This window comes from Streptomyces sp. NPDC001492, assembly GCF_053597275.1.
The window spans coordinates 331,024-349,171 of record NZ_JBSFHW010000003.1 but is presented as its reverse complement, the minus strand read 5'-3'; the positions used below and the strand labels follow the sequence as shown (position 1 = coordinate 349,171).

The window sequence follows — 18,148 nt, the reverse complement described above, 5'->3', positions numbered from 1 at the left end:
CTTCGCATTCGCTCACCTTGCCTTCCGTTGCGGTGCCGTGGTCGGGGTGGGGATGCCTGGCGCTGTCGCCGGCGGTGTCAGGCCGCCTTTCCTTCGCATCCGCTCAATCCGCCTTCCGTTTCGGTGACTTGGCCAGGGCGAGGACGCTCACCGAGCACGTCGCCGCCGCGTAGTACCCGGGGATGTCGACGCTCCCCGTCCGCTTGACGGTTTCCGTAATGATGAGCCCGGCGCAGCCGGAGAAGACGGCATTCGAGAGGGCGTAGGCGAGTCCCAGGCCCGTGCAGCGCACGTTCGTGGGGAAGAGTTCCGAGAGCATCGCAGGTCCCGGCCCCGCCATCAGCCCCACCACCGCTCCCGCCCCGAACACCGCCGCACCCTTCACGGTGTTCGAAGGCCCCGGGTCCTGAAGGAGGTCGAGCAGCGGCACGGACAGGAACACCACGAGCAGCGCCCCCGTCAGCATGACCGCCCGCCGCCCCACCCGGTCGCTGAGCAGGCCCGCCGGGACGATCGTGACCGCGAAGCCCAGGTTGGCCGACACGGTGGCGATCAGCGCCTGCTGGAAGCCGGCGCCCAGCGTGCTCTGCAGATACGACGGCAGCACGACCAGGAAGGTGTACCCGGCCGCCGCCCAGCCCATGATCCTGGCCGCGCCCAGCGCGATGGCCCCGGCGACCTCCCCCGGAGAAAGCCTCACGGCCTCGGCCTCCCGGCGGAACGCCGGCGTCTCCGCCAGCCGCAGCCTCAGCCACAGCGCCGCCAGCCCGAGCGGCAGAGCCAGCAGGAACGGCACCCGCCAGCCCCAGTCGCCCAGCTGCCGCCCGGTGAGCAGGGTCGCGGACAGGGCCGCCACCCCCGCACCGCCCAGCAGCCCGAGTGCCACCGTGAACGACTGCCACGACCCGTACAGTCCACGCCGCTCCGGCGGTGCGAACTCGGTCATCAACGCCACCGCCCCACCGAACTCCCCACCCGCCGACAGCCCCTGAAGCACCCTCAGAAGCGTCAGCAGCCACGGAGCGAGCCCCCCGACGGCCGCATACGTCGGCAGCGCGCCGATCAGCGTCGTCGCGACCGTCATCAGCACGACCACCAGGATCAGCACCGGACGCCGTCCGATCCGGTCGCCCAGCCGCCCGAACAAGGCAGCCCCGACCGGCCGGAAGAAGAACGCCAGCGCAAACGACGCGTACGTCCTGACCAGAGCCTCGACCTCGCTGCCGCCCTCCGGGGTGAAGAACCGCGCCGCGATCACGGTGGCGAAGCAGCCGTAGACGCCGAACTCGTACCACTCGACGAAGTTGCCCACCGACCCGGCCGCCAGGGCCCGTACCGCAGACGGATCCCGCACGGCCCCGCGTTGTCCGAAAAACAGCGTCATTTCAGCGCCTTTTGACTGTCGGTTACCTTCAGAGAGGCAGATGACGGGCTTCACGCGTCGCCTGCCCGCACCTGCTGTCACCCATCACGGCAACAGCTACCCGGACCCCCCTCCACTTCTGCAATTCGACGGCTACGCTCGATGTCTGTACGTCATTCGGGCGACTTCGGGAGGTAGCGGGATGACGGAGGTCCGGCCCATGGAGGCCGCCTCGGCCTCCCTGTGGGAGCGCGAGGAGGAGATCGCCGCCGTCAAGCGGGCGGTCGACACGCTGTGCGCCGACCGCTCGTCCTCGGGCAGCCTGCTGGTGGTCCGGGGCGAGGCGGGACTCGGCAAGACCGCCCTGCTGGCCGAGACCCGCCGCATCGCGGAGCGGCGCAACTGCACGGTGTGGTCGGCCCGCGGCGGCGAGACCCTCAGGTCCGTTCCCTTCAACGTGGTACGGCAGTTGCTGCAGCCCGCGCTGGTGTCCCTGATGCCGGAAGAGGCCCGCGAGTACCTCGGCGACTGGTACGACATCGCGGGCCCCGCCCTCGGCATCACGGAACCGGGCGAACGCCAGGCCGACCCGCAGGGCGTCTGCGACGGCCTGGTCGCCGGAGTGCGCCGACTGGCCCGCCGCGACTGGCCGCTGGTCCTGCTGATCGACGACGCGCACTGGGCCGACCAGGAGACGCTGCGCTGGCCCGCCGCGTTCGCCGAACGCCTCGACGACCTGTCCGTCCTCGTCGTCGTGGCCCGCCGGCCCGGCGAGGTCAGCGGCGAGAGCGCCCGCCACCTCGAAGCGATCGCCGCCGCCTCGGGTCACCCCGACGCCAACCTGAACGCCCTCACCCCGGACGCCACCGCCGGCCTCACCCGCGCCACCCTCGGCGCGCACGCCGACGCCCCGTTCTGCCGCGAGGTCTGGGCCGTCACCGGCGGCAACCCCTACGAGACCGTGGAACTCCTCGCCAAGGTCCAGGACAGCGAGCTGGAGCCGACCGAGAGCGCGGCCGCCGAACTGCGCGCCCTCAACCGCTCGGCCCGCGGCGGCGGCCTCGTCGCCCGCCTCGAGGAACTCGGCATCGAAGCCACCCGGTTCGCCTGGGCGGCCGCCATCCTCGGCACCGGCATCTCCGTCGACCTGGTCGCCGAGCTCGCCACCATGGACCACGACGAGGCACTGCGCTGCGCCGAACTGCTCCAGGGCGCCCGCATCCTCACCGAACCGGACCCGGCGAGCGCCCAGTCCGACGACGGCGACCTGGAGTTCGTGCACCCGCTGATCGCCACCGCCGTCTACAACTCCATCCCGGACGCCCTGCGCACCGCCATGCACGGCATCGCCGCCCAGGTCGTCACCGAGTCCGGACGCGGCGCCGCCATGGCCTCCCGGCACCTCCTGCAGGTGCACCCGGACGACGACGAGGAACTCGTCGAACAGCTGCGTGAGGCAGCCCGCGAACACCTCGCCGTCGGCGCCCCCGACGCGGCCCGCCGCTGCCTGGAGCGCGCCCTGCTGGAACCGCCCCTGCCCGAGGTCCACGCGCGCGTGCTCTACGAACTCGGCTGCGCCACCCTCCTGACGGCACCCGCCACCACCATCGACCACCTGCAGTCCGCGCTCGGCATGCCCGGCCTCGACGGCGACGAGCGGGTCGACGCCGTCTTCCGCCTCTCCCAGGCCCTCCTCCACAACGACCAGATGGAGGAGGCCGTCCGCACGGTCGAGGCGGAGGCCGCCCGGCACGCGGAGGGACCCGCGAAGATGCGGCTGCAGGCCGTGCAGTACATGTGGGAGAGCCTCTACGCGGGCGAGACGACCTCGCAGGGCCGCTCCCAGCGCCTCGCCGAGCTCGCCTCGACCTGTACCGGCCGCGACAACTCCGAGCGCGCCCTGCTCATGCTGCGCGGCTTCGACGCCCTGATCCGCGGCGAGAGCGCGGAGGAGGTCGTCGCACTGTGCGACCGCGCCCTCGTCAACGGCCGCCTCGCACCCGGGCTCGGCTGGACCGACACCGAGTGGGGCATCGAACTCCTGCTGATGCTCGGCAACTCCTACACCTACACCGACCGCCTCGACCGCGCGGAAAGCCTCTACAACGAGGCCCTGCGCACCTACGAGTCGGCCGGCTGGAGCGGCGGCCACCTCGCCCTGGCCCACGCCCACGTCGGTATCGGACACCGCAGGCGCGGCCGGCTGCGGGAGGCCGAGGCGTCCCTGCGCGAGTCGCTGCGCCTGGCCGAGCGCGTCGGCCGCGGACTGCCCCTGTACTGGTGCGTCACCTGCAACCTCGTCGAGGTCCTGCTGGCCCGAGGCCATGTCGACGAGGCCTGGGCGATCGCCGACCAGTACGGCTTCGTACCGCCCTACACCTCCAGCATGGTGATGCCGGATCCGCGGTCCGTGCGCGGCCGGCTGCTGATCGCCGTCGGCCGTACCCAGGACGGCATCAACGAACTGGAGGAGGCCGAGAAGGCCGTGGCCGCCCGGGGTCACCACAACCCGGTGCTGGTCCCCTGGGCCCTCGACCTCGCCCGGGCCCTGGCCTCCGAGGACCCGGCCCGAGCGGCTCGGCTCGTCGCGGACACCCGCCGGCAGGCCGAGCTGTTCGGCACGGACACCGCCATCGGGGAGGCGCTCAGGTGCGCTGCCGCGCTGGAGACCGGGCAGCGGGCCGTCCGGCTGCTGGCACAGGCCGTGGCCTATCTGGAGGCCTCGCCCTGCCAGTACGAGCATGCGGCGGCACGCATCGAGTACGGGATCGCCGCGAGGTCTGTCACCGAGCTGAACCGGGGGCTGGCCCTGGCCCGTTCGTGTGGGGCGGACGGGTTGGTGGCGCAGGCCCGGGTGGCGCTGGAGAGCGGGCTGGGGGTGCGCTGAACGGTGGCCCTGAAAAGCCGTTACAGCGCCAGGAGTTGGTCGGTGACCGTCGACAGACGTTTCTGTACCTCTCGGTCGTACGTCGACTCGTGTGCCCGCGACCGGCTCGTTCCGTCGAAGTAGCCGCCCGTGCCCAGGTCCTCGGTCGCCAGCGCCAGTACGCCCGGGGCGCCGTCCGCGACCGTGTTCCAGGGGGTGACTCCGCCCTCGCGGACCATGGCCGTGTCCATGAAGGTGGCCGGATGCAGGACGTTGACCGCGACGCCGGTGTCCGCCAACTCCTCGGCCAGGGAGAAGGTGTGGGCGGCAAGGGCGAACTTGGCGCGGCGGTAGGCGGCGAAGCCGTCGTACCGCCGCCTGAATTCGATGTCGTCGAAGTCGAGGGGGTCCTGGCCGACCGAGCCGACGTTGACGATCCGGGCGGGTGCGTTCGCGCGCAGTACGGGGAGCAGGGCACGGGTCAGCACCACCGGTGCCAAGTAGTTCACGGCGAGGCGCAGTTCGTGGCCGTCGGCGCTCAGCTCACGCCCCGTGCCGGGCGCGCCCGCTCCCACCCCCGCGTTGTTGATCAGGACGTCGAGGTCGGGGTGGGCGTCGGCGACGTGCGCCCCCAGTTCGCGCACCTGCGCCAGCGAGGCGAGGTCGGCGACGAAGCCCTCCGCGTCGCCCTCGGTGCGCAGCTCCTCGACCAGCTGCTCCGTACGGCCCGGATCCCGGCCGTGCGCCAGGACGACGTGGCCGGAGCGGACCAGCTCGAAGGCGACGTGGCGGCCGAGGCCGGAGGTGGCGCCGGTGATCAGGATGGTGGACATGCCTCCACCGTAGGCGCGCGATGCAGGCATGTGCGAGGTGCTGCTGAAGCTACGACCAGCAGGGTCACCCTCGGGTCCCGCTAGAGGTCGTCCTCCTCCGCCAGCACCCGCTGGGCCGCCGCGAACGCCGAGTTCGCCGCCGGGACCCCGCAGTACACGGCCGTCTGCAGCAGTACGGCGCCGATCTCCTCGGGGGTGAGCCCGTTGCGCCGGGCCGCCCGCACATGCATGGCCAGCTCGTCGTAGTGCCCGTGTGCGACCAGCGCCGTCAGTGTGATCATGCTGCGTTCGCGGCGGCTGAGCGTCGGATCGGTCCAGATCTCGCCCCAGGCGTAGCGCGAGATGAAGTCCTGGAAGCGGGCGGTGAAGGGCGTCTGCCGGGCCTGCGCCCGGTCCACGTGCGCATCGCCGAGCACCTCCCGCCGTACCTCCATACCGCGCTGGGCAGCTGCGCCGAGGTGGGCCCGGAGGGCGGTCAGCACGGCTTCCGGGCACTGGGCGGGCGCCAGATGCGCGGCGTGCGGAAGCTCGACCAGCGTGGAGCCGGGCACGGCGTCCGCGATCTCCCGCAGATGCGGTGGAGGCGTCGCCTTGTCCTCGCGCCCGGCGATCAGCAGCGTGCGCACGGAGATCTCCGGGAGCCTCTCGCGCAGGTCGAAGGAGGCCAGCGCGTCGCAGCAGGCGGCGTACGCCTCGGGGTCGGCCTCCGCCTGGTCGCGCACCAGTTCCGGCACGGTGAAGCCGGGCGTGAACCAGCGCGCGTCGGCACTGGCCACGAGCGAGCCCAGCCCCTCGCGCCGCACCAGCTCGGCCCGCTCCTGCCACGGCTTCGCGCCGTTGAAGTGGGCGGAAGAACAGATCACGGCCAGGGAGGACACCCGCTCCGGGTGGTGGAGGGCAAGATGCAGTCCGACGGCACCGCCGAGCGACACCCCGGCGTACCCGAACCGTTCGATGCCCAGCGAGTCCGCGAGCGCGAGCACCAGATCGGCGAGGTCGCCGACGGTCGCGCCGGGAGCGATCAGACCGGCCGCCGACCCGCCGTGCCCCGGCAGGTCCCAGCGGACGACCCGGTGGGTGATGGACAGCTCGGGTGCCACCTTGTCCCACAGCGCGTACGACGTCCCGAGCGAGGGGCCGAGCAGCAGCGGGGGAGCGGAAGCGGGCCCCTCGGCACGGTGGTTGAGGAGTTTCTCGGTCAACGTCGCTCCAGGGCACGGTCGGTGAGGACTCCGGCGGAGCCGGTGTAGCGGGCGGGATCGGTGAGCTCGTGGACGTCGACGTCCTTCAGCTCCGGTTCTTCGGCGAGCAGTTCGGCCAGCGGCCGCCCCTCGCTGAAGGTGCGCTTGGCCAGGTCCGTGAGCAGGGCCTTGGCGCGGGCGCGGCCGAGCACGGGGGCCAGCTCCGCGGACAGCCGCTCCGAGACGATCAACCCGTGGGTCAGGTCCAGGTGTGCGCGCATGACGTCCGTGTGCACGCGCAGCCCCTCGGCCAGTTCGGCGGCGTCCCGGGCCGCGCCGCCGACCAGCCGCAGCAGCTCCCGCAGCGGTTCCCATTCGGCGTGCCAGGCCCCGGCCGGGCGCTCGTCCTCGGCGGCCAGCGATCCGTAGAGGGTGGCCGCGAGCTGCGGAGCCCGCCGGGCCGCGGCCGCGATCAGCGTGGACCGTACGGGGTTCGCCTTGTGCGGCATGGCCGACGAGCCGCCGCCGCTGCCCTCCGCGACCTCGGCGACCTCGGTACGGCCGAGCGTCAGTACGTCCGCGGCGACCTTGCCCAGCGCCCCGGCAGCGAAGGCCAGGCAGCCGGCGAGGTCGGCGATCGGTGTGCGCAGGGTGTGCCAGGGCAGGAGCGGCTCGCGAAGCCCGAGTTCGTGGGCGTAGGCCGCCGTCAGGGCCTGCGTGTCCCGGGCGCCGTACACGGTGAAGGCCGCCAAGGTCCCCGCGGCGCCGCCGAGTTGGACGGGCAGCGAGTCCCGTACGGCCTTGATGCGGTCGCGTGCGTCGAGGGTGAGCGAGCGCCAGCCGGCCGCCTTCAGCCCGAAGGCCGTCGGTACGGCGTGCTGGGTGAGCGTCCGTCCCGGCATCGCGGTGTCGCGGTGGTCCGCGGCGAGCCGCGCCAGCGCCCGTTCGGTGCGGCCGAGGTCGGCGAGGACCAGGTCCAGCGTGCGCGTGGCGACCAGCATCGTCGCCGTGTCCATGATGTCCTGGCTGGTCGCGCCGCGGTGGACATAGGGACCGTACTCCTCGCCGACCGCCTTCGTGAGGTCGGCGACCAGGGGGATGACCGGGTTGCCCCCCGCGCGGGCACGCTCGGCGAGGGAGCGTACGTCGAAGCGGGCGGCGACGGCCGCCTCGGTCACCGCGGCTGCCGCCTCGGAGGGTGCGAGGCCGAGAGCGGACTGGGCCCGGGTCAGGGCGGCCTCGGCGTCGAGCAGGGCCTGCAGAAAGGCCCTGTCCCCGGTCGCGGAGGCGGCGGGGGAGCCGGCCCACCCGGGGGCGAGCAGGCCGGTGTCGTCGAAGCCGGCAGAAGTCACTGGAACTCCAGGAAGACCGTCTCGCCTTCGCCCTGAAGGCGGATGTCGAAACGGTATGTGCCCTTGCCGTCGTCCGTCGCGATCAGCGTGCCGCGTCGCGCCTCCGGCACCTGGGACAGCACCGGGTCGGCGGCGAGCGCCGCCTCGTCACCCGGCAGATAGATCCGGGTGAACAGGTGCACCAGCAGCCCGCGCGCGAACACGCACACGCTGAGGTACGGCGCACTCCGCCCGCGCGCGCCGGGCCGCAGCGTCCGCGCGTACCAGTGGCCGTTGGCATCCGTCTGGATGCGTCCCCAGCCGGTGAACTCCACGCCGTTGCGGCCCAGGTAGCCGCCGCTCGCCGGGTCGCGCCGGATCGAACCGTCCACCTGCGGGATGTTGCCGTCGGGGTCGGCGCCCCACAGCTCCACGAAGGCGTCCGGCAGCGGGTTGCCCTCTCCGTCGTGGATGTACCCCTGGACGGTGATGGTGTCCGGGTGGCCGACCGGGGCGATGTCACCGCCGCCGGGGAAGGGCAGGGCATGGCCGTAGAAGGGGCCGACCGTGTGCGAGGGGGTTGGCAGCACGGTCTCGGGACGGCTTGTGTCGATCTTCGTCATGGCAGGTCAGCGCCCTTCTTCGATCCAGGTGGCCTGCGGCCCGTCGAGCACGATGTCCCAGTGGTAGCCCATCGAGAACTCCGGCACCGACAGGTTGTGGTCGTAGGTGGCGACCAGCCGCTGCCGGGCCGCGTCGTCCGTCACCGACTGGATGATCGGGTCGTAGGGGAACAGCGGGTCGCTCGGGAAGTACATCTGCGTCACGAGCCGCTGGGTGAACGCCGTGCCGAAGAGCGAGAAGTGGATGTGCGCCGGCCGCCAGGCGTTGAGGTGCTGACGCCACGGGTACGGGCCCGGCTGCACGGTGGTGAAGTGGTAGTGCCCGTCGTCGTCCGTCAGTGTGCGGCCGACGCCGGTGAAGTTCGGGTCCAGCGGGGCGTCGTGCTGCTCGCGCTGGTGGGCGTAGCGGCCGGCCGAGTTGGCCTGCCAGATCTCGACGAGCTGACCACGGATCGGACGGCCGTCGCGGTCGAGCAGCCGCCCGGAGACGGTGATGCGCTCGCCGATCGGCTCGCCGGTGTGCTGCCGGGTGAGGTCGTTGTCGATCTCGGTGATGTCGCGCTCCCCGAAGGCGGGGGAGGAGAGCTCCACCAGTTCCGGGTCCTTCGTCACGTCGATGGTGATCGGCGGCTGCTTGGGATGCCGCAGGACGGACGAGCGGTACGGCGCGTAGTCGCGTCGCGGCTGGTGCTCCACGGGCGCGCCGTCGGCGATCCGCTTCTCGTACGCGGCGTGCTCGGCCGCGATCTCCTGGTCGATGTCCTGCTGGGTGAGAGTCATGGGGGTCCCTGGGGCTTCCTGGGTGTTCTTGACGCCTGGGTGTTCTTAACGTTCGAGGACGAGGGCGAGGCCCTGGCCGACGCCGATGCAGAGGGTGGCGACGCCGGTGCCGGAGCCGCGGCGGGCGAGCTGGTGCGCGACGGTCCCGGCGAGCCGGGCACCGGAGGCACCGAGCGGGTGGCCGAGGGCGATGGCGCCGCCCTGCGGGTTGAGGATCGCGGGGTCGAACTCGGGCCATTCGGCGACGCAGCCCAGCACCTGGGCGGCGAAGGCCTCGTTCAGCTCCAGCACGGACAGATCGGCGAAGGTCCTGCCCGCCTTGGCCAGGGCCCGGTTGACCGCCTCGACCGGGGCGAGGCCGAAGTAGTGGGGGTCGACGGCGTTGACGCCGGTCGCGGAGACTCGGGCCAGCGGCTCGCGGCCGACCGCTTCCAGGCCCACCTCGTCGACCAGCAGCAGCGCGGCGGCGCCGTCGTTCAGGGGCGAGGCGTTGCCCGCGGTGACCGTGCCGTCGTCCTTGCGGAAGGAGGGCTTCAGCTTGGCCATCGCGACGAGGGAGGCGTCCGGCCGGACGCACTCGTCGGCGGCGAAGGCGACCGGGTCGCCCATGCGCTGCGGGATGGCGACGGGCGCCAACTCGGCTTCGAACAGGCCCTGTTGCTGAGCCTGGGCCGCCTTGCGGTGGGACGCGAGGGCGAACTCGTCCTGCTGCTCCCGGCTGATCTTGTGCTTGTCGGCGATCAGTTCGGCGGACTCGCCGAGCGGGATGGTCCACTGCGGGTCCATCTTCGGGTTGACCATGCGCCAGCCCAGCGTGGTGGAGTACAGCTCGGTGTGGGCGGCGGGGAAGGGCCTGTCGTTCTTGGGCAGCACATACGGGGCGCGGGTCATCGACTCCACGCCGCCGGCCACGGCGATGTGGGCGTCACCGACCGCGATGGCGCGGGCGGCCTGGATGACCGCCTCCAGGCCGGAGGCGCACAGCCGGTTGACGGTCACCCCGGGCACGGAGGTCGGCAGCCCGGCCAGCAGGGCGGCCATGCGGGCCACGTTGCGGTTCTCCTCACCCGCCCCGTTCGCGTTGCCGAAGTACACGTCCTCGATCCGGGAGGGTTCCAACTGCGGTGTCCGGGCGAGGAGTTCACGGATGGCGTGGGCGGCCAGGTCGTCCGGGCGGACGGCGGCGAGGCCGCCGTTGTAGCGACCGATCGGGGTGCGCACGGCGTCGACGATGTAAACGGTGTTCACAGCAGGTCCTCCGCAACGGTCAGCTCGGCGCCGGTCTTGGCGACGATCTCGTCAACGGCCACACCGGGGGCGACCTCGGTCAACACCAGCCCGTCCTGCGTCACGTCGATCACGCCCAGGTCCGTGATGACTCGGTTCACACATGCCTTGCCTGTGAGCGGCAGCGTGCACTCCTCAAGGATCTTCGCCGAGCCGTCCTTGGCCGTGTGCGTCATGACGACGATGACCGTACGAGCACCGTGGACCAGGTCCATCGCCCCGCCGATGCCGGTGATCAGCTTGCCCGGAATGGCCCAGTTGGCCAGGTCGCCCTTCGCGGACACCTGCATCGCGCCGAGCACGGCCACGTCGATGTGCCCGCCCCGGATCATCGAGAAGGACAGCGCCGAGTCGAAGAAGGACGCCCCCGGCAGGACGGTGACGGTCTCCTTGCCCGCATTGATCAGGTCCGGGTCGACCGCGTCCTCGGTGGGATAGGGGCCGGTGCCCAGGATCCCGTTCTCGGACTCCAGCACCACCTCCACTCCCGCCGGCAGGTGGTTGGGGATCAGCGTCGGCAGCCCGATGCCGAGGTTGACGTACTGCCCGTCCTCCAGCTCGCGCGCGGCCCGCGCGGCCATCTGCTCGCGTGTCCAGGCCATCAGCTGCTCACCGTCCGCTGCTCGATCTTCTTGTCGCCGGCCTGCTCCGGTGTCAGGGCCACCACGCGCTGCACGAAGATCCCCGGCAGATGCACCGCGTCCGGATCGATCTCGCCGGGCTCCACCAGTTCCTCCACCTCGGCGATCGTGACCCGCCCGGCCATCGCGGCCAGGGGGTTGAAGTTGCGGGTGGACTTGTTGAACACCAGGTTCCCGTGCCGGTCGCCCTTCGCCGCCCGCACCAGCGCGAAGTCGGTGCGGATGCCCCGCTCCAGCACATACTCCGTGCCGTCGAACTCCCGCACCTCCTTCGGCGGCGAGGCCAGCGCGACCCCGCCCTCGCCGTCGTAGCGCCAGGGCAGCCCGCCGTCGGCGACCTGGGTGCCCACCCCGGCCGGTGTGTAGAAGGCCGGGATCCCGGCCCCGCCCGCCCGCAGCCGCTCCGCCAGCGTGCCCTGCGGGATCAGCTCCACCTCCAGCTCTCCGGCCAGGTACTGCCGTGCGAACTCCTTGTTCGCCCCGATGTAGGAGCCGGTCACCCGAGCGATCCGCCCCGCCGCGAGCAGCACCGCGAGCCCCGTCTCCATCGCCCCGCAGTTGTTGGAGACCACGCTCAGCCCGGACACGCCCCGCTCGTACAACGCCCCGATCAGCACGTTCGGCACACCGCTCAGCCCGAACCCGCCCACCGCCAGCGATGCACCCTCCGGCACATCCGCCACGGCCTCAGCGGCCGTGGCGACCACCTTGTCCATCCGTGAAGCCCCATCCCGTCCGAGCGCCCGGTCACGAATTAATCAGGGCACTGAGCATTTCCGTGAAGTTTCCTTCACGCTGCCACCGGAGCCGCCGGACGTCAAGACCCCGAAGAACAGCAAGGTCAGTAGCCGCCTTCGGCTCTACAGACAGTCGACTGCACGACAGGTATCGTTCAGTGCACCAACGAATTCGACCTCGGGAGCGCGCATGGCCGCGGTGGACCTCACCACCCACCCCGGGCACCTGGCCCGGCGGCTGCAGCAGGCCCACTACCTGCTGTGGAACACGATGGTCTCGGAGGAGATCACCTCGCCGCAGTTCGCGGTCCTCAACGCGCTCGTCGCCGAGCCGGGCCTGGACCAGCGCACGGTGGGGGAGCGGGTGGGCCTCGACCGGTCGACGATCGCCGAGGTGATCAGCCGGCTCGGGCGCCGGGGGCTGCTCGACAAGGTGCGTGATCCACACGACGGCCGCCGTTTCCTGCTGCGCCTGACCGAGGACGGCGTGCGCACCCACCGCAAGCTGACCGTGCGCACGGCCCGGATGAACCAGGTGTTCCTGGCCCCGCTGTCCGCCGAGGAGCAGGCGGTGTTCTTCGACCTCATCCGGCGGGTCGCCGATGCGGCCGAGGGGCTCCGCAACCCGGCGGAACCCCTCGTGGCGCCGGGCTGAGCGCACCGGGCCTACCGCGGTGCCTTGGCCAGTACCACCCATACCTGACCCTTCGCGAAGCCGACCGGCTTTCCGTCGTTCGTCGTGAACCGCGTGCCGTCGGTGGCCTTCCCGCGCTGCCAGTTGACGTCGTAGACCCGTCCGTCGCGCAGCACCTGTGCCTTCCCCGAGCCGACCGTCCGGGTGTACGGCGTGTTGCTGCCGAGGCGGTCGTGGAAGGCCGACTGGCGCACCTTCACGTACTGCACGACGACCGTCGCCGGCGCCACCCGCTTTCCGTCGGCCGTCGTGGTGGGTCTGCCGTCCATCGCGACCAGGTAGCGGTGCAGGTCCGCGGACCAGGTGAAGGTGAAGCCGGCGGCCGGGAAGCGGATGGTGCGGGTGTTCTCCGGTCTGCCGCCGGCCGGTGCGGCGCCGTAGTGGAAAACGGTGGTCAGGGCCTTCGCGCCCGGTGGGGACGACATCAGGCGGGCGGGGCGCAGGAAGAGGTTGTGCGGGGCGGGTCTGCTGGTTCCGCGGTAGTAGGCGCCGGGTGCCTTGTCGGGCGGCTCCGCCCGCAGGGGGGCGCTGTTGATCAGCGGCAGCAGCTTGTGCTGCGCCCCGGAGAAGGCGAGCGTCGGATCGTGGAACTGGCGCAGCAGCTCCAGGTCCGACTCGCGGGCGCTGCGCACCGGCCCGACGGCCTTAGGCAGGGTGCTCGCGTACACCGCCATCAGGCGGCTCAGCCCGCCCTCGACCTGTTCCGCGTACACGACGTCCGCCGAGTCGAGCCCTGTCTGGGGCCGGGCCTCGGGCGCGTTGTCGATCTTCACGGCGAGTACGGGTGCGCCGCTGCCGGTCTCCTTCGGCTGCCGGGGGGCCTGCGTCCGGCCGCGTCCGTCCTGCGCCGGGCCGTGCTGGGTGCAGCCCGCCGCCAGCGCGGCCGTCGCCGTGGCGGCCAGCAGCGCCACTGTCATCGAGGCGCGTCGCGGACGCGCCAACCGTCCCGTGCTCACCGTGGCCACCACATCCCGTGTCAACGATTGTGCGCTTATACGTTCATTGATGCCCATACCCGCTCGGCTCTGATCGCGCGCGTTCGATACGCCCATTGGCCCTGACCCGTACCGGGCCCGGTTTCGGGCCGTGCTCCCGATCCCGCTTCGGGGAGCGGCCGGACGGGTACCCGGGCCGCACCGCAGGAGCAGACACACCTGTGCGATGGAGGGAGCGCCACGCGATGAAGGCTTTGACCTGGCAGGGAAAGCGGGACGTACGGGTGGAGGAGATGCCCGATCCGAGGATCGAGGAGCCGACCGACGCCGTCATCCGCATCACCTCGACGGGGCTGTGCGGCTCCGATCTGCATCTGTACGAGGTGCTCACACCGTTCATGACACCGGGCGACATCCTGGGACACGAACCGATGGGCATCGTCGAGGAGGTCGGGGCCGCGGTGCCGGACCTCGCGGTGGGCGACCGGGTGGTGGTGCCGTTCCAGATCGCCTGCGGCAACTGCTGGATGTGCCTGACCGGGCTGCCGACGCAGTGCGAGACCACACAGGTGACCGGCGAGGGCATGGGCGCCGCCCTCTTCGGCTACACCCGCCTGTACGGCGCGGTGCCGGGCGCCCAGGCCGAGTACCTGCGCGTGCCACAGGCGCAGTACGGGCCGATCAAGGTCCCGGAGGGGCCGCCCGACGACCGATTCGTCTATCTCTCCGACGTCCTGCCCACCGCCTGGCAGGCGGTCGAGTACGCGGGGATCCCGGAGGGCGGCAGCATCGCCGTGCTCGGTCTCGGGCCGATCGGAGACATGGCCTGCCGTATCGCCCAAGTGCGCGGCGCCGGACGGGTGTTCGGGGTGGACCTGGTCGGCGAGCGGCTGCGCCGGGCGAAGGCGCGGGGCGTGGAGACGTACGACCTGCGGAGCTTCGACAGCGAGAAGGAGCTCGTTCAGGCGATCCGTGACGAGACCGACGGGCGCGGCCCGGATGCCGTGATCGACGCGGTCGGCACCGAGGCCCACGGCAGCGCGGCCGCACGACTGGCCCAGCAGGCCTCGGCGCTGCTGCCCCGCAAGCTGGCCGGCCCGCTCGCCGAACGCTTCAGCATCGACCGCCTCGCCGCCCTGCACACCGCCATCGAACTGGTCCGCCGCGGCGGCACGCTCTCCCTCGTCGGCGTCTACGGCGGCACGGCCGATCCGATGCCCCTGCTCACCATGTTCGACAAGCAGATCCAGATCCGCATGGGCCAGGCCAACGTGCGCCACTGGAGCGACGAGATCCTCCCGTATCTGACGGACGAGGACCCCCTCGGCGTGGACGACTTCGCCACCCACCGCCTGCCGCTCACCGACGCCCCGCACGCCTACGAGATGTTCCAGCGCAAGCAGGACGGCGCGGTCAAGGTGCTCATGACACCGTAGGAATTCCAGCGTGTCCGGCGTTTGAGGACGAGGCCGTTCAGGCCGATACGGGGGTCAGGGGGCGGAGCCCCCGGGCGGCACGGCACCGCCGGTCAAGCCCCGCCCCCGAAGACCTCCGCCAGGTCGTACCGCACCGGCTCCTCCAGCTGCGCATAGGTGCAGCTCTCCGGGGTGCGGTCCGGGCGCCAGCGGCGGAAGCGGGCCGTGTGCCGGAAACGCGCCCCGTTCTCCATGTGGTCGTACGCCACCTCGGCCACCCGCTCCGGTCGCAGCGGCACCCAGGACAGGTCCTTCTTGCCCGACCAGCGGCTCGGAGCGCCGGGCAGCCGGGCCGTCTCGTGCGCCGTCTCGTCGGACCAGGCCGCCCAGGGGTGCCCCTCGGCGTCCTCCATCCGCAGGGGCTCCAGTTCCTCGATCAGCTCCGCGCGCCGCTTCATCGGGAACGCCGCCGACACGCCCACGTGCTGGAGGGCGCCCCGGTCGTCGTAGAGGCCGAGCAGCAGTGAGCCCACGATCGGGCCGCTCTTGTGGAGGCGGTAGCCGGCGACGACGACGTCCGCCGTGCGCTCGTGCTTGATCTTGTACATGGCGCGCTCGTCCTGGAGGTAGCGGCCGGTGAGCGGCTTGGCGATGACGCCGTCCAGGCCTGCCCCCTCGTACTGCTCGAACCAGCTCCGCGCCACGTCGATGTCGGTCGTGGCCGGCGCGAGGTGGACCGGCGCGGTGACTTCGGCCAGCGCCCGCTCCAGCAGCGCCCGCCGGTCGGTCAGCTGCACGTCCAGCAGCGACTCGTCCGCCAGGGCCAGCAGGTCGAAGGCCACGAACGACGCCGGGGTCTTCTCCGCGAGCATCCGCACCCGGGAGTCCGCCGGGTGGATCCGCTCGGTGAGCGCGTCGAAGTCGAGGTGGCCCTCGCGCGCGATGACGATCTCCCCGTCCAGCACGCACCGCTCGGGCACCCGCTCCTTCACCGCGGCCACCAGCTCGGGAAAATACCTGGTCAGCGGCTTGCCCGTACGGCTGCCGAGCTCGACCTCGGTCCCGTCGCGGAACACGATCGCCCGGAAGCCGTCCCACTTCGCCTCGTAGTGCATGTCCGGCGGAATCCTCGCCACCGACTTGGCGAGCATCGGCTTCACGGGCGGCATCACGGGCAGATCCATGCGTCTGATTCTGCTCGCATACGTCATGTGCCGCCCGGTATGCGAGGTGTGCGAGGTGCGCCTACCGTGGCCGCATGGGCGAAGCGGTGGAACTGGAAGCGGGCGGCCGCACCGTGCGCCTGTCCAGCCCGGACAAGATCTTCTTTCCGGAGCGCGGTTTCACCAAGCTGGACCTCGCCCGGTACTACATCGCGGTCGGCCCCGGCATCCTGCGTGCCCTGCGCGACCGGCCCACCACCCTGGAGCGCTACCCGGAGGGGGTGACCGGCGAGAACTTCTTCCAGAAACGGGCGCCCAAGAACATGCCCGACTGGATCCCGACCGCCCACATCACCTTCCCCAGCGGCCGCAGCGCCGACGAGATGTGCCCCACCGAGGAGGCCGCCGTCCTGTGGGCCGCCCAGTACGGCACGCTCACCTTCCACCCCTGGCCGGTGCGCCGCGACGACGTCGACCGCCCCGACGAACTCCGCATCGACCTCGACCCGCAGCCCGGCACCGACTACGACGACGCCGTCCGCGCCGCCCACGAACTGCGCTCCGTCCTTGACGAGTTCGGCGGGCTCAAGGGCTTCCCGAAGACCTCCGGCGGTCGCGGACTGCACGTCTTCGTGCCGATCGAACCGCGCTGGACCTTCACCCAGGTGCGCCGCGCCGCCATCGCCGTGGGCCGGGAGCTGGAACGCCGGATGCCGGATCAGGTGACGATCAAGTGGTGGAAGGAGGAGCGGGGCGAGAGGATCTTCATCGACTACAACCAGACCGCCCGCGACCGCACCATCGCCTCCGCCTACTCCGTACGGCCCCGCCCGCACGCCCCGGTGTCGGCGCCGCTGCGCTGGGACGAGGTCGGGGTCGCGCACCCGCAGGACTTCGACATCGCGACCATGCCCGCGCGCTTCGCCGAACTCGGCGATGTGCACGCGGACATGGACGACCGGCGCTTCTCGCTGGAGGCCCTGCTCGAACTCGCCCGCCGTGACGAGCACGACCACGGGCTCGGGGATCTGCCGTACCCGCCCGAGTACCCCAAGATGCCGGGGGAGCCGAAGCGGGTGCAGCCGAGCAGGGCGAAGAAGGCACCCCCTGCTGAGACGCCTCCGCCGGATCCCGCAACTCCTTGATCCGGACGTCCCGGTAGGGAACGACGGCATCCGAGAGCGCTCTCACGGCGCTGTCCGCCCGGAGCTATCCTGATCGGCAACCGCCGAGCAGGAGCAGGAGCCCGAAGTGACCGACACAGCGCCGCGCCCCACACTGGAGGCCGTGGCCGCCCGGGCGGGCGTGTCCCGGGCGACCGTCTCACGCGTGGTCAACGGCGGCGACGGAGTCAGGGAACCCCTGGTCGCGCGGGTCCGGCGGGCGGTGGAGGAGCTCGGCTACGTGCCCAACCAGGCCGCCCGCAGCCTCGTGACCAGACGGCACGACGCCGTGGCCGTGGTCATCGCCGAGCCGGAGACCCGCGTCTTCGCCGACCCCTTCTTCGCGCTGCAACTCAGGGGCATCAGCAAGGAGTTGACGGCTCACGACAACCAGCTCGTGCTGCTGCTCACCGAGGGCCGCGACGACCACGCCCGCGTCGGCCGCTACCTCGCCGGGGGCCACGTCGACGGCGCGCTCGTCTTCTCCCTGCACCTCGACGACCCGCTGCCCGGTCTCATCCAGCACGCGGGTGTGCCGACCGTGTTCGGCGGGCGGCCCGGCTGGAGCGACGGCCGCAGCGGGGTGGTGTACGTCGACAGCGACAACCGCGGCGGCGCCCGGGAGGCCGTACGCCATCTCGTCGGTCTCGGCCGTACCCGGATCGCGCACATCACCGGACCCCTCGACCAGACGTCCGCGGCGGACCGTCTCGACGGATTCCGGGACGTCATGGTCGACGCCGACCCCCGGCTCATCGTCGAGAGCGACTTCACCCCGGCGGGCGGTGAGCGGGCGATGCGGGAACTCCTGGAGCGCCGCCCCGACCTGGACGCCGTGTTCGCCGCCAACGACCTCACCGCGGCGGGTGCGCTGCGCGTACTGCGTGAGCGCGGGCGGCGGGTGCCCGACGACGTCGCCCTGATCGGCTTCGACGACATGCTGCCCGTCGCCGAGCAGACCGATCCGCCGCTGACGACCGTCCGTCAGGACATCGAGCAGATGGGCAGGCTGATGGCCCGGCTGCTGCTGCGCCGCCTCGGCCCCGGCTCCACCGACGAGGGCGTCGCAGGCGCACCGGGCGGCGTGGTCCTGCCGACGACACTCGTGCGGCGGGCCTCGGCCTGAGCCGCATGCG

Annotated in this window: 16 protein-coding genes; 5 read left to right on the top strand and 11 right to left on the bottom strand. The window is 71.9% G+C overall.

Annotated elements, in window-relative coordinates; translation table 11 throughout:
* Positions 1-103: 103 nt before the first annotated feature.
* Positions 104-1,384: an MFS transporter gene (locus tag ACWC1K_RS05735; RefSeq protein ID WP_450828979.1), complete on the bottom strand. Its 1,281-nt coding sequence runs from the start codon at positions 1,382-1,384 to the stop codon at positions 104-106.
* A 181-nt stretch (positions 1,385-1,565) separates the two neighbouring features.
* Between ACWC1K_RS05735 and ACWC1K_RS05730 the strand changes: the two genes are divergently transcribed.
* Complete coding sequence (locus ACWC1K_RS05730; protein ID WP_450828978.1) at positions 1,566-4,250, top strand: ATP-binding protein; 2,685 nt, start codon at positions 1,566-1,568, stop codon at positions 4,248-4,250.
* A 20-nt stretch (positions 4,251-4,270) separates the two neighbouring features.
* On the opposite strand, the gene ACWC1K_RS05725 is transcribed toward ACWC1K_RS05730, so the two are convergent.
* The 8 genes from ACWC1K_RS05725 to ACWC1K_RS05690 form a co-directional block, all read right to left on the bottom strand.
* Positions 4,271-5,062, bottom strand: a complete 792-nt coding sequence (locus ACWC1K_RS05725) for an SDR family NAD(P)-dependent oxidoreductase (protein ID WP_450828977.1) — start codon at positions 5,060-5,062, stop codon at positions 4,271-4,273.
* A gap of 80 nt (positions 5,063-5,142) precedes the next feature.
* Positions 5,143-6,264, bottom strand: a complete 1,122-nt coding sequence (pcaDC, locus tag ACWC1K_RS05720) for a bifunctional 3-oxoadipate enol-lactonase/4-carboxymuconolactone decarboxylase PcaDC (protein WP_450828976.1) — start codon at positions 6,262-6,264, stop codon at positions 5,143-5,145.
* On the bottom strand, positions 6,261-7,595 hold the full coding sequence (pcaB, locus tag ACWC1K_RS05715) for a 3-carboxy-cis,cis-muconate cycloisomerase (RefSeq protein ID WP_450828975.1): 1,335 nt from the start codon (positions 7,593-7,595) through the stop codon (positions 6,261-6,263). Before pcaB ends, pcaDC begins: the two co-directional genes overlap by 4 nt.
* A complete protein-coding gene (gene pcaG / locus ACWC1K_RS05710; RefSeq protein ID WP_450828974.1) occupies positions 7,592-8,197 on the bottom strand; it encodes a protocatechuate 3,4-dioxygenase subunit alpha in 606 nt (201 codons plus the stop codon). The genes pcaB and pcaG overlap by 4 nt, the downstream gene beginning before the upstream one ends.
* 6 nt (positions 8,198-8,203) lie before the next feature.
* A complete protein-coding gene (pcaH, locus tag ACWC1K_RS05705) occupies positions 8,204-8,977 on the bottom strand; it encodes a protocatechuate 3,4-dioxygenase subunit beta (RefSeq protein WP_450828973.1) in 774 nt (257 codons plus the stop codon).
* Between the two features lie 45 nt (positions 8,978-9,022).
* The gene (locus ACWC1K_RS05700) at positions 9,023-10,225 is read right to left on the bottom strand and encodes a thiolase family protein (protein ID WP_450828972.1); all 1,203 of its coding nucleotides are present in this window, start codon (positions 10,223-10,225) and stop codon (positions 9,023-9,025) included.
* Positions 10,222-10,866: a CoA transferase subunit B gene (locus tag ACWC1K_RS05695; RefSeq protein WP_450828971.1), complete on the bottom strand. Its 645-nt coding sequence runs from the start codon at positions 10,864-10,866 to the stop codon at positions 10,222-10,224. Before ACWC1K_RS05695 ends, ACWC1K_RS05700 begins: the two co-directional genes overlap by 4 nt.
* The gene (locus ACWC1K_RS05690) at positions 10,866-11,621 is read right to left on the bottom strand and encodes a CoA transferase subunit A (RefSeq protein WP_450828970.1); all 756 of its coding nucleotides are present in this window, start codon (positions 11,619-11,621) and stop codon (positions 10,866-10,868) included. Before ACWC1K_RS05690 ends, ACWC1K_RS05695 begins: the two co-directional genes overlap by 1 nt.
* 211 nt (positions 11,622-11,832) lie before the next feature.
* Between ACWC1K_RS05690 and ACWC1K_RS05685 the strand changes: the two genes are divergently transcribed.
* Positions 11,833-12,297, top strand: coding sequence for a MarR family winged helix-turn-helix transcriptional regulator (locus tag ACWC1K_RS05685; RefSeq protein WP_450828969.1), 465 nt, complete (start codon positions 11,833-11,835; stop codon positions 12,295-12,297).
* Between the two features lie 11 nt (positions 12,298-12,308).
* Here ACWC1K_RS05685 and ACWC1K_RS05680 read toward each other — a convergent pair whose 3' ends face one another.
* Positions 12,309-13,253: a DUF3048 domain-containing protein gene (locus tag ACWC1K_RS05680; protein ID WP_450829044.1), complete on the bottom strand. Its 945-nt coding sequence runs from the start codon at positions 13,251-13,253 to the stop codon at positions 12,309-12,311.
* 263 nt (positions 13,254-13,516) lie between these two features.
* On the opposite strand from ACWC1K_RS05680, the gene ACWC1K_RS05675 reads away from it, so the two are divergent.
* Positions 13,517-14,707 (top strand): zinc-dependent alcohol dehydrogenase, encoded by a 1,191-nt coding sequence (locus tag ACWC1K_RS05675; RefSeq protein ID WP_450828968.1) that lies wholly within the window; start codon positions 13,517-13,519, stop codon positions 14,705-14,707.
* A 92-nt stretch (positions 14,708-14,799) separates the two neighbouring features.
* Here ACWC1K_RS05675 and ACWC1K_RS05670 read toward each other — a convergent pair whose 3' ends face one another.
* On the bottom strand, positions 14,800-15,870 hold the full coding sequence (locus ACWC1K_RS05670; RefSeq protein WP_450828967.1) for an ATP-dependent DNA ligase: 1,071 nt from the start codon (positions 15,868-15,870) through the stop codon (positions 14,800-14,802).
* A gap of 74 nt (positions 15,871-15,944) precedes the next feature.
* On the opposite strand from ACWC1K_RS05670, the gene ligD reads away from it, so the two are divergent.
* Positions 15,945-16,994, top strand: a complete 1,050-nt coding sequence (ligD, locus tag ACWC1K_RS05665) for a non-homologous end-joining DNA ligase (RefSeq protein ID WP_450828966.1) — start codon at positions 15,945-15,947, stop codon at positions 16,992-16,994.
* 106 nt (positions 16,995-17,100) lie between these two features.
* Complete coding sequence (locus ACWC1K_RS05660; RefSeq protein WP_450828965.1) at positions 17,101-18,138, top strand: LacI family DNA-binding transcriptional regulator; 1,038 nt, start codon at positions 17,101-17,103, stop codon at positions 18,136-18,138.
* Positions 18,139-18,148 lie beyond the last annotated feature (10 nt).